The 11,864-nt window shown below is 65.1% G+C and carries 9 protein-coding genes; all 9 read right to left on the bottom strand.

The window, feature by feature from the left end; genetic code table 11:
* Nucleotides 1-7 precede the first annotated feature (7 nt).
* Nucleotides 8-1,075: a Rossmann-fold NAD(P)-binding domain-containing protein gene (locus tag J2851_RS05855; RefSeq protein WP_209764897.1), complete on the bottom strand. Its 1,068-nt coding sequence runs from the start codon at nt 1,073-1,075 to the stop codon at nt 8-10.
* A gap of 26 nt (nt 1,076-1,101) precedes the next feature.
* The gene (locus J2851_RS05850) at nt 1,102-2,211 is read right to left on the bottom strand and encodes a DegT/DnrJ/EryC1/StrS family aminotransferase (RefSeq protein ID WP_209764895.1); all 1,110 of its coding nucleotides are present in this window, start codon (nt 2,209-2,211) and stop codon (nt 1,102-1,104) included.
* On the bottom strand, nt 2,208-3,236 hold the full coding sequence (locus J2851_RS05845; RefSeq protein ID WP_209764894.1) for a Gfo/Idh/MocA family protein: 1,029 nt from the start codon (nt 3,234-3,236) through the stop codon (nt 2,208-2,210). The genes J2851_RS05850 and J2851_RS05845 overlap by 4 nt, the downstream gene beginning before the upstream one ends.
* A gap of 165 nt (nt 3,237-3,401) precedes the next feature.
* Nucleotides 3,402-3,884: an acyltransferase gene (locus J2851_RS36250; RefSeq protein WP_209764892.1), complete on the bottom strand. Its 483-nt coding sequence runs from the start codon at nt 3,882-3,884 to the stop codon at nt 3,402-3,404.
* Between the two features lie 243 nt (nt 3,885-4,127).
* On the bottom strand, nt 4,128-6,125 hold the full coding sequence (locus tag J2851_RS35570) for a carbohydrate-binding domain-containing protein (protein WP_246500439.1): 1,998 nt from the start codon (nt 6,123-6,125) through the stop codon (nt 4,128-4,130).
* 321 nt (nt 6,126-6,446) lie between these two features.
* A complete protein-coding gene (locus tag J2851_RS05830; protein ID WP_209764890.1) occupies nt 6,447-7,400 on the bottom strand; it encodes a UDP-glucuronic acid decarboxylase family protein in 954 nt (317 codons plus the stop codon).
* 114 nt (nt 7,401-7,514) lie between these two features.
* Nucleotides 7,515-8,978 (bottom strand): sugar transferase, encoded by a 1,464-nt coding sequence (locus J2851_RS05825; RefSeq protein WP_209764888.1) that lies wholly within the window; start codon nt 8,976-8,978, stop codon nt 7,515-7,517.
* A gap of 203 nt (nt 8,979-9,181) precedes the next feature.
* The gene (locus J2851_RS36495; RefSeq protein ID WP_209764886.1) at nt 9,182-10,279 is read right to left on the bottom strand and encodes a WecB/TagA/CpsF family glycosyltransferase; all 1,098 of its coding nucleotides are present in this window, start codon (nt 10,277-10,279) and stop codon (nt 9,182-9,184) included.
* A gap of 121 nt (nt 10,280-10,400) precedes the next feature.
* Complete coding sequence (locus J2851_RS05815; protein WP_209764884.1) at nt 10,401-11,825, bottom strand: mannose-1-phosphate guanylyltransferase/mannose-6-phosphate isomerase; 1,425 nt, start codon at nt 11,823-11,825, stop codon at nt 10,401-10,403.
* Nucleotides 11,826-11,864 lie beyond the last annotated feature (39 nt).

The raw sequence follows: 11,864 nt of genomic DNA, 5'->3' as shown, positions 1-11,864 counted from the left end.
TTTTGGCTCACGCCCGGGCCGTTTCCGCCCCGGCCGGGGTCGAGGGGGCCGAAGGCGTGGGCAGCAATTCCGCGATGCCTCCGGGCAGGCAGGACGCCGTGCCGTTGCGCAGCACCCACTCCGCGGCGCGCAGGCCGCCGGCTTGCAGGCGCACGATGGGATCCGGGCCGATGGCGGGCAGCAGGACGGCCATGTGACCGGGACGGGGGGCGGCCGGGGGCCACAGCGGCAGGCCGGCCTCATGCACCGCGTTGCGGTCGACGTCCCCCCAATACTGAACGAGCACCGTTCCGGGGGATTGGCGACGAACCCGCGCGGCGTCGTCGGCCCCGAACACCGGCGCTCCGCGTGGGCGCAGGGCCACCAGCACGGCGTCCCAGCACCCGGACGGGAGGGCGCCGGGGTGGTCCACCGTCAGCACCTCCGCCCCCATCCCCGTCAGACCGCGTTCGATGAACGGGGCGAAGGGGTTGTCGCACAGCAGGGCGATGCGGCTCCCATAAACCGGAATGCCGGCCGCATGGAGTTCCTGCACCGCCAACGGGCCGAGGAAGGAGAAGACGTCCACCGACGGGTGACGCTCGTTGACGCCGACCACCGGGATGCCGCGCGCCGCGCAGGCGGCAAGGTCGATGTCGGCCGGCCGGTACTCCCACACCTCATACATCAGCGCGATCACGGCGTGGCCGGGCAGTCGCTCGATCATCCGGGCATCGATCGGCCGGACGTGGCCGCTGTTGGTGACGAGGTCGGTGTCGGCGGCCAACTCCACAGGATCTCCGGTGAAGATCAGCAGCCGGTCGGCCACGCCGGCCATGGCGGCCAAGCCTTCGACCTCCGCGCGCACGGCGTCCGCCGAGCCATAGGCGGTGTCCTTCACGACCGCATGCACCCGGTCCGCCCCGGCCAGCGCGGCGAGGATGGCCGTGCTGGCGTAGGCGCCGGACGCCGCTTCGGTCAGGACGGTGATGCCGCGGAGGTCGAGCCCGCACCGTTCGACCCCCGCGCGCATGAGGGCGACCAGCCGCGCCGGGTTGAATCCCGGCGGCGCGTTTCCTGGCAGAAGCATCGTCATCCGCGCATCTCCCCGTTGCCGGCCGCTCAGCCTGCCAGTGTCGCGACGGCGCTGCGCAGGGCCTTGGCAGCGTCGGCAATCTGCTCCCCGGTCATTTCCGGAAAGATCGGCAACGACAGCGTCTCGCGCGCGAACCGTTCCGTGACCGGGAAGTCGCCGGGGCCGTAGCCGAGGTCGGCGCAGGCCGGCTGGAGGTGGATGGGGATCGGGTAGTGGATCCCGGTGCTGACCCCCGCCTCGTTGAGCAGGCCGCGCACCCGGTCGCGTTCCGGCACGCAGACGGCGTAGACGTGGTAGACGTGGCGGCGCCCCTCGATGCGGGCGGGAAGCGCCATCCCTCCCTCGGCCAGATGCTCGTCGTACTGGGCGGCGACGGCGCGCCGCGCCTCGGTCCAGCCGTCGAGGTGGGACAGCTTGACGCCGAGGACCGCCCCCTGGATGGCGTCCATCCGGTAATTGAAGGCCATGACGTCGTGGCGGTAGCGCACCGTCTGGCCCCAGTCGCGCAACAGGCGTGCCTGTTCGGCGATGTCGTCCCGGTCGGTGACCAGCGCCCCGCCTTCCCCAGCCGCCCCCAGGTTCTTGCCGGGATAGAAGCTGAAGCAGCCCGCATCGCCGAGGCTCCCGGCCGTCTGGCCGCGGTACCGGGCGCCGTGCGCCTGGCAGGCGTCCTCGATCAGCGTCAGGCCATGGGTGCGGGCGATGTCGAGCAGGGGCGCCATGTCGGCCATCTGGCCGTGCAGGTGCACCGGCAGGATCGCCTTGGTCCGGGGGGTGATCGCGGCCTCCACCTTGGCCGGATCCATGGTCCAGCTGCGGGGATCGATGTCCACCAGAACGGGCTTCGCTCCGGTGTAGACGATCGCCGCGACCGTCGCCATGAAGGTCATCGGAACGGTGATGACCTCGTCCCCCGGTCCGATGCCGGCCGCCAGCAGCGCCAGATGCAGGGCCGACGTGCCGGTGTTGACCGCCACGCAGTGCCGGACGCCGCAGTAGCGGGCGAACCGCTTTTCGAAGTCCTCCACCGGCGCGCCGAGGACGTACTGACCGCTCGCCAGGACATCCAGAACGGCCTTCTCGACCTCGGGACGGATCGAGCGGTACTGGCTTTGAAGATCGAGATAGGGGATCACGAGGCTCTCCGCATGACGTCGAGATCGATGGGGCCGCCGCGATGCTTCATGGAGAGGCTGGCCCCCTCCAGCAGGCTGACCACGCGCAGCCCGGCGGCGCCGTTGGTGATGGGCGTCTCTCCATCGCGCACGCAGGCAATGAAGTGGTCCGCCTCGGTGCGCAGCGCCTCGGTGGTGGCGAGCTGCGGCGCCCACATGTCGCCGGAGCGGTAGCCGATCAGCGATTGGTAGATCTGCTCGGTGCTGTTGGCGACGGTGACGCCCTTGTCGTAGACCTTGACCTTCTCATCCGGTTCGAGGTCATCGTAGATGATCATCTTGCGGCTGCCCGCGATCAGCGTCTGCCGCACCTTCACCGGCGCCAGCCAGTTGACGTTGACGTGCGCGATCGTGCCGGAGCCGAAGAACAGGGTGACGTAGGCCGTGTTCTCCTGCGTGCCGACGACATGGCACGCGCCGTTGGCGGACACCGCGACGGGCTGGTCGCCCAGCACATATTCCAGGATCGACAGGTCGTGGACCGCGAGGTCCCACAGCACGCTGACGTCGCGCTGGAACAGGCCCAGATTCACGCGGATGGAGTCGTAGTAGTAGATGTCGCCCAGGTCGCCGCGCGCCACCAGCTCGCGGATCTTGCGGACCGCCGGCGTGTAGACGAAGGTGTGGTCGACCATCAGGACGAGGTTGCGCCGGGCGGCTTCGTCGATCAGGCGGCGGGCCTGGTCGGAGGTTTCCGTCATCGGCTTTTCGACCAGCACATGCTTGCCGCTGCACAGGGCCGCCAGGGCGATGCCGTAATGGGTGCGGACCGGTGTCGCGATCGCCACCGCGTCGATGGTGGGGTCGCTCATCACCTCCTGCGGATCGGAGACGACGGAGATGCCGGGATAGCGCTTGGCCGCGCGGGCCCGGGCTTCCGGCGATGCGTCGCAGATGGCGGCGACCTGAGCCCCGTCCGCTTCGGAAAAACAGCGTGCGAGATTGGGGCCCCAATAGCCGTAGCCGATAATGCCGATTTTGATCATCAGACCCTCGCGTGATGTCTGCCGGCTATGAACCGGCCTTTTGAAGGGCATTCCGTCGGTGAGTTGGCCGTCGGTGAGCCGGCCGTCGGTGAGCCGGACCACTCCGTGCGGGCCGGGGCGAACCGACGCGTCTGCTCCGGAGCATCGGAGCGGGGCGCCAGGCGCTCAGTCGGAGCGGTGGCGGACGTCGCCGACGACCCGGGCGGGCACACCGGCCACAATCGCGTGGTCCGGCACGTCGTGGGTCACGACCGCGCCGGCGCCAACAAGGGCGTTGGTCCCGATGGTGATGCCGGACATGATCGTCGCGTTCGACCCGATCGACGCCCGGTGCCGGACCTGGGTCGGAACGACCATCCAGTCGTCCATGTCCTGCAGCCGGCCTTCGGCGGTGGTGGCACGGGGGAAGGGATCGTTGATGAACATCACCCCGTGGCCGATGAACACCTCGTCTTCAATGACCACGCCTTCACACAGGAAGGAATGCGAGGAGATCTTGCAGCGGGCCCCGATGGTGCAGCCCCTTTGCACTTCGACGAAAGCACCGACCTTTGTCTCGTCTCCGATGGTGCAGCCGTAAAGGTTCACAAGATCAGGTTGGAAGATTCGGGTGTTGTCGCCCAGACGCACGTCGTTTGAAATGGGCATGATTGTTATTCCGATGCGAAAGGCGTTTGTTTCGATTCCACGTTATCGTGTCGCGGCTGCGTCGAAACGATCCCAATCCGCAGGAACGCCGGTGGTTGTAGGCTGGCTAAGCCCTGGGACGTAAAAAGCACTCCGAGCGCCATCGCGCGGCGGCCCGCCGTCCCTGCCGGGGCAAAAGAAAAACGCCGGCAGATTGACTGCCGGCGTTCTCGGAACCTTGGATGCTCGGATGTCGAAGCTGTGTTAGGCCGCGAAGTCCTGGTGATGCTGGTGCAGCAGGTGGTCGTGATCGAGCGCCAGCGTGTGCGCCGTCGTTTCACCAACGGTCGTGCTGTTCTGCAGGTCGTAATGGACGGTTCCATCGGCGGCGCTGCCGTTGGCCGCCTGGGTGTCCTGGGTGGCCACGTGGGTCCACAGGTTGGTTGCACCGTCCAGCGACTGGGCGGTGGCCGTGCCGGCGGTGGTGGCGGAGGCCGGGAACCAGCTCTTGTCCGCGCTGACGACCAGCGTGCCGTTCCACCACATGCCCGACTGGCCCTTCACCACGTCCTGGCCGTCCAGCGCGCCCTTGTCGTAGGTCACGTTGGACGCGGTGGCGTTCGAGGCATGGCCGTTGATGGTCACCTTGTTGACGATCAGGTTGCGGTCCTGGCCGTTGACGGAACCGTCGTTGTCGTACTGCACCTGCACCTTGTGCGCCTGATCGGCGGTGAGGCTGGTCTTGAAGGTGAAGTCCTTGGCCGTGCTGGTGGTCGTGCCCTCACCCACCGCCTTGCCGTCGACCAGCAGCTTGAAGTGGGCGTATGTGCCGCCCGCCGCGGAGCCGGAGGCGTTCACGGTGATCGCCGCCGCGTTGGTGCCGCCGGTGGTCGGGGGCGTCGGGGCCGTCGGCGCCGTGGACGACGTCTGGAAGTAGGACTGATCGGCGTTGATGACCAGGGTTCCGCCCCACCACATTTTGGACTGGCCCTTGATCACGTCCACACCGTCCAGCGCACCCTTGTCGTAGGTGACGTTGCTGTCGGTCGGGTTTACGGCGTGGCCGTTGATCGTGACCTTGTTGACGATCAGGTTGCGGTCGGCGCCGTTGACCGCCCCGTCGTTGTCGTACTGGATCTGCACCTTGTGGGCCTGACCGGTGGCCGCGTCCGTCTTGAAGGTGAAGTCCTTGGCCGTGCCGGTGGTCGTGCCTTCGCCGATCGCCTTGCCGTCCAAGAGAACCTTGAAGTGGGCGTACACGCCGCCCGCCACCGTACCCGAGGCGTTGACCGTGATGCTCGTCGAGCCGGTCGGCGAGGTGGGCGTGGTCGAGCCGTCGCCCGGCGAAGTCGGAGGGGTGGGCGAGGTGGGCGTGGTCGAACCGTCGGTCGGCGCGTAGACGACCGGCTTGCTGAGATCGCGGGTGTAGCCCAGGCCGATCTGGGAGTTGTCCACAAAGTCGCCCGAAGCGGTCTTCGGATCACCCACGGTCATCGAGCCCGTGTAGGGAAGCTTCGGCCAGGTGATGGTGTCGCCGTTGCGGACGGCACCGCCGAGGGAGGTCGGCGGGTACACGGAACTCTGCTCCGCGTTCTGACCGTCGCGCTCGTCGACGTACACGTTCTTCAGCGAAACGGGATACAGCGAACCCATCGTCGAATTGTCGACGAAGTAGTACGCCCAGGTCTGCGGATCCCCGCCCGGCAGGTAGTCGATGTCGACGTTCTCCATCGTCACCGAGCTGATGTGGTTCTGCGGCGCCAGGAAGAAGCCCTGGCAGGAGGTCTCGCCGGTGACGTTGAACACGCGCAGGTCGCCGATGGGACCATGCGGCTGGAAAACGTCGCCATGCACGCTCGCCTTACTGCCGAGGATGTTGTCGATGCGCGAATTCTGGATGGTGACGGTGGCGGCCTTGCCGCTGGGGCTCAACGCGGCGATCGCGTCGCGCTCGACGTTCTTGTTGTCGATGTGAACGCCTTCGATCCAGACTTCGCCGGTCACATTCCCGAATTTCAGCGTGGCGTCGGCGGTGGTTCCAGCGGCCGGGGTGTATTCACCGCCGACCACAATGATGTTGTGACCGCCGCTGGTATGCAGGCGCGGAAGGGTTCGCGTGGTGTTGGACGCGATGAACACAACGTCTTCGTCCGGAGCGAACTGGAACCAGTCTTGCGATCCCGTCTTGTTCAGGTCAACGACCGTGTAGCCGGCCTTCAGCGTGGGCGGCGCCCAGCGGACGGGAAGAGTAGACTTGGCCATCTGCTTACTCCAATTCCTATGCATGCTATCGTAAGTCGCTTCGCAACGCGAGGGTGCAAAGCATTAACGCCACGGGACGATAGAGATCGGCAGATTAACGATTCATGAATCATTTTAGATACCACTTTATTGCTTCACAAATGCGACTCGTTTTATTACACGGTGGTCACAATCACTGCCCTTTTTGTGTCACAGCCGCGGCCTATTGCGCGCGCGGGCACATGGTGAGGCTGCCGAAAACAGAGCGGCCGCAGGTTGCGTCCTCATCCAAAAAACGCCGCGCCGTCAAAGGGATGGGAGCAGCGATGCTGGGTGCGTGCCTTATCGCATGCCGTGCAATCTCTTATCGAAATAGGCGATCGTCTTTTCGAGACCCTCGGCGAGCGGAATGGTGGGGTGCCAGCCAAGCTTTTCGCGTGCCTGGGCGATGTCCGGCTTCCGCTGCAGCGGATCGTCTTGCGGCAACGCCTTGAACGTGATCCGCGATTTCGACCCGGTCATCTCGATCACCAGCTCGGCCAGTTCCAGGACGGTGAACTCTCCGGGGTTGCCGAAATTGATCGGCCCCGTCACGTCGTCCTCGGCGCTCATCAGCCGGACGAACCCTTCGATCAGGTCGTCCACATAGCAGAAGGAGCGGGTCTGCGTTCCCTCGCCATAGATCGTGACCGGTTCGTTGCGCAGAGCCTGGACGATGAAATTGGAGACGACGCGTCCGTCCTGCGGATGCATCCGCGGCCCGTAGGTGTTGAAGATGCGCGCCACGCGGATGCGGACCCCGTATTGACGATGGTAGTCGAAGAACAGCGTCTCCGCGCAGCGTTTCCCCTCGTCGTAGCAGGCGCGGGGGCCGGTCGGGTTGACGTTGCCCCAGTAGGACTCCGGTTGCGGATGGACCGACGGGTTGCCGTACACCTCGCTGGTCGAGGCCTGGAAAACCTTCGCTCTGGTCCGCTTGGCGAGGCCCAGCACGTTGATCGCCCCGTGCACGCTGGTCTTGACGGTCTGGACGGGATCGAACTGGTAGTGGATGGGCGAGGCCGGGCAAGCGAGATTGTAAATCTCGTCCACCTCGACGTAGAGCGGGAAGGTCACATCGTGGCGCAGAACCTCGAAGTTCCGGTGGTCGAGCAGATGCCCGATGTTTTCACGTGATCCGGTGAAATAGTTATCGACACAGAGGACCTCGTGCCCATCGGCCAGCAGCCGCTCGCAGAGAAAGGAGCCGAGGAATCCGGCACCTCCGGTAACGAGAACTCGCTTCCGTTCATTCATATCCTGACTTCCTTTTCTTTTGCACGCCTCTGTTCAGGAGCGGGTCAGCGTGATCGGCGGTCCATGGGTTTCCAGGCTTGAGCTGGTCCGATCCGGATGCGCCTTCGCATCCCGTCACGTCCCTTTGCATCGAATGACGGCAAGCGCGGTCTTGATGATGATCATCCAGTCGAACGCGACGGTACGGTTGTCGATGTAGAATGAATCGAGACGCTGGGCGGTTTCGACGTCGGCGCTGCTTCGGTCGGAGATTTGCCAAAGCCCGGTCAGGCCCGGGGACACGGTGCACCGTTTGCTGCGGAATTCCGCCGGCATGGCGTTCAGGTGATATTCGGGAAATGGCCGGGGCCCGACGATGCTCATGTCACCGAGCAGAACGTTGATCAGTTGTGGAAGTTCGTCGAGGCTCGTCGCGCGCAGGAGACGTCCGACATAGGGCAGAATCCGAGGGTCGTTTTTCAGCTTGAAGTAAGACGACCACTCCCGGCGCGCGGCCTCGTCCGCTTCCAGCAACTGCCGCAGCCGCTCGTCGGCATCCCGGTACATGGTCCGGAGCTTGACGATGTGGAGCGTCCGTCCGGCCAGCCCGACGCGCGCCTGCCGATAGATGACCGGGCCGGGATCGACCATCCAGATCGCGAACCCCGCAATCAGCAGCGCCGGGGCGAAAAGCAGGATGGCCGGCAGGGCGATCATGACGTCGATGGCACGGCGCAGCAGCTTGCGGGGCCGGCCCTCCGGGGAGGCGCCGATGCGCAGGCCGATGTGCCCTCCGACCTGGCAGGGCTGAAGGCCCGATATCTTGATGTGCGGGGTATCCGCCAGAACGATGACGTCCCGATAGTCCCGCCGAACGGCGTCGAAATCGTCAAACCGGGCGATCTGGTCCGGTGCCACCAGCACGACATCCGGCTTGCGATACCAGGAGGGGTGGGGCGCGTCGCCGGCGGCGTTGAGCGGCCAGCGGTGAGCCAGGGTCCATGGCAACGGATTCACGCCATACTGCCAATTCTTCTGGAAGTACTCGCGCAGGACCGGGGTCAGTTGCGGTCCGGCGATCAGCGCGGTCCCTTCTCCCCAGCAGCCGGCTTGGTGCAGCAACGCGCGGACCGCCGATCGCAGAATGGGCTGAACGATCGACGCAAGAACCAGGAAGCCGACAATTGCAAAGGCGGTCGGCCAGTCTCCCAGTGCGACGGCAAAGATCAAAAACGAAACGATGCCCACGTCGAAGATGATTTTCAAACGCCGGCTCAGGTGCTCATGGTCGTACAGACGGTATCCCGGGTACAGGGACGCGCAGGAAAACAGGATCACCAGGACGACCGCAATCAGCGCAATGGTCCGCGTCAGCATGTCCGGATCGACATAGCCGCTGAACCCCGTCTTCACCAAGGAAAGGGCAGCGACGAAGGACGCTGCGTCGCTTAGGATCAACGCTGTGTTGACGAACAGCCGCCCGGTGGTGGGCGCGATGGCGCCGCCTTGAAGACCCTTCCGCGATTCACCGTAGTCGCGCGCAAAAGGGTGATCCGCGGCGACCTTAAGGTCGATCCTCTGCTCATCCGCATTCGGCATCCGAACCTCCCAGCGCTTTTGCTTTTGCGATATTCGTTTGGCATGCCAAAAGACGAGCGAGCGAAGTCCTGTGGTAATGACCGACGTGATGCTCGCGGTTGCGGTGTGTCGGAAGGCAAATTGCGCGCAGTCAAAAGCGCGATGTCAGAACGAAAACGGCATGCCACTGCGCGGCGCCGATGGAACATCCATCATCGGTGCTGTCATCGATTTTCCAAACGCTTCCCACGACCGGCTGCGGACACCGGCAACTCGCCGCCCACATCCGGATCGATGCGGAATTCCTTGAGCTTGCACAGCTGCGACAGTGCCAGGACGATGAAGCTGGGAATGGCCACGGCGTAGCGGCGCCACAGCCTTCGCGGTTCGCAGGCCAGGCGGAACATCCACTCGCAGCCGCTGCGCTGGATGAAGCGCGGCGCCTGGCGTTTGACGCCTGCGTGAAAGTCGAAGGCGGCTCCGACGCCGATCAGCATGGAGGCCGTCAAGCGCTGCCGCATGCGCGCCATCCAAAGCTCCTGCTTCGGCGTGCTCAACCCAACCCACAGCACGTCCGCGCCGGACTCGTTGATCATGGTGCTGATGGATTGCTCTTCGTCATCGGTGAGGTCGCGGAAGGGGGGGGAGTAGGTCCCCACGATCCTGGCATCGGGAAACTTCTCCAGAAGCCTCTGCTTCAAAAGGGCGAGGGTGTGCGGGGATGCCCCGTACAGGAAATGCTTGATGCCCTGCGTTCGGCCGTGATCGAACAGCGCCATCATCAGGTCCGGCCCGTAGACGCGGTCGGCGTCCTTGTGACCGGACAGCCGCAGCGCCCAGACAAGCGGCATTCCGTCGGGCGTGACCAGGAAGGCGCGATTGTGGATGTGACGGAACGGTGTGTCCTTCTGGCATCGCACCATGCCGTGGACGTCGCGGACGCAGATGTAACCTTTCTGCCCCGCAGCGATGGCCCCCAATATTCGCTCCACCGCCGTGGGTATGTTGATCGCGGACACGCGCACGCCCAAAAGATTGATCCATGGTGTGGTCGCTGGTGCGTGGATTGCCGCATCCGATGTCGTTCTTGCCCCGGAACTCCGGGTCGCGACAAACGGCATTGCGTTGTTCTTCATGAATACACCGGGATTTTGGAAAATAGGAGTGCGGCATCCAGAGAAGGTGCCGCGATGCTTTGCGATGTTACGGCGGGTGCCGGTGCGAACATATTCAGTAATTCGACGCAATACCCCCATGGTGGACCATGGTGGAACATCGCGATCCATCGAAAAGAGGATGGTCGTTTGAGCGGCGATCCACACCGCCGGACTCAGCGGACCCCAAACAGAACAGGCGCAACCAATGCTGCCGCATCGGTTGCGCCGGGAAGAACCGTCCAAGGTCGGCGGGCCGCGGCGTGCCCGGGCCTATCCGGAAAACACTTTAATTCCGGCCGTAGGTGTCCTCCATGCGGACAATATCGTCCTCGCCGAGGTAGGAGCCGGATTGAACCTCGATCAGGTGCAACGGCATCTTCCCCGGATTTTCAAGCCGGTGGACCGCGCCCATGGGCAAGTAGACGGATTCGTTCTCATAGACGATGCGCTCCTCGTCGTCGCGCCTGACCAGTGCCGTGCCTTGCACCACGATCCAGTGTTCGGCGCGGTGATAATGCTTCTGCAGCGACAGGCGGGCTCCGGGATTGACGATCAGGCATTTGACCTGGAAGCGATTGCCGGCGTGGATCGATTGGAAGCTCCCCCAGGGCCGGTGCACAAGGCGATGGGTGGTCGGCTCCGTCCGCCCGGCGCGGTGCAGATGGTCCACCACCTCCTTGATGTTCTGCGCCCGGTCGCGGGCGGCGACCAGAACCGCGTCGCCGGTGTTGACGACCACGACGTTGTCGAGGCCGAGAACGGCCGTCAGCGGTCCTTCGCTGCGAATGTAGCAATCGCTTGCGTCGGACGTGATCACGTCGCCTCGCGTGACGTTGCCGTTGCCGTCCTTCGTTCCGACCTGCCAGAGCGAGGCCCAGTTGCCCACGTCCGCCCAATCGATGTCGCAAGGAACCTCCACCGCCTTGTCGGTCTGCTCCATCACGGCATGGTCGATGGAGATGGACGGCGCCTGCGCGAAGGCGTCCGCGTCCAACCGGAAGAAGTCCAGGTCGGTCCGCCCGCGTTCGAGCGACGCCCGCGCGGCGTCGAGCACCGTGGGCGCGTATCGGGCCAGCTCGTCGATCAGGGTGGAGGCGGGAAGCAGGAGCATGCCGCTGTTCCAGCTGTACGAACCTTCGGCGAGGTAACGCTCCGCCACGGCGCGTTCCGGCTTTTCCGTGAACGAGACGACATGGTGGACGTCCGGCTGACTCCTGAGGGGCGACCCGCGGCGGATGTAGCCGTAACCGGTCTCCGGCCCGGTCGGCGCGATGCCGAAGGTCGCCAGATAGCCCGCGGAGGCCGCCTCGGCGGCGCGCCCGACCGCCTGCGCGAAAGCCGGAAGGTTGCGGATGATGTGGTCGGCCGGAAGAACGAGGATCAGCGCATCCGGGCTGACGGCGAGCGCGCGCAGGGCGCCGACGGCGCAAGCGGCAGCCGTGTTGCGCGCGTGCGGCTCCAGAATGACCGCGTCGGGCTGCACGGCGATCTGCCGCATCTGCTCCGCGATGATGAAGCGGTGCTCGTGATTGCAGACGACGATGGGCGCGGCGAACCGCTCGCGATCCGCCACGCGCAGGGCCGTTTCCTGAAGCAGCGACTTGTCCGAGCACAGCGTGAGGAACTGCTTCGGATACAGCTCGCGCGACATCGGCCATAGGCGAACGCCGGCTCCTCCCGACAGCAGAATGGGAATGATGCGCTTGTCCATGTGCCAAACCCCTTGTTCAGCGCCGGCCAAATATCCGTT

This window comes from Azospirillum rugosum (assembly GCF_017876155.1).
GTDB lineage: Bacteria > Pseudomonadota > Alphaproteobacteria > Azospirillales > Azospirillaceae > Azospirillum > Azospirillum rugosum.
This window is presented reverse-complemented; position numbering and strand designations above follow the sequence as displayed.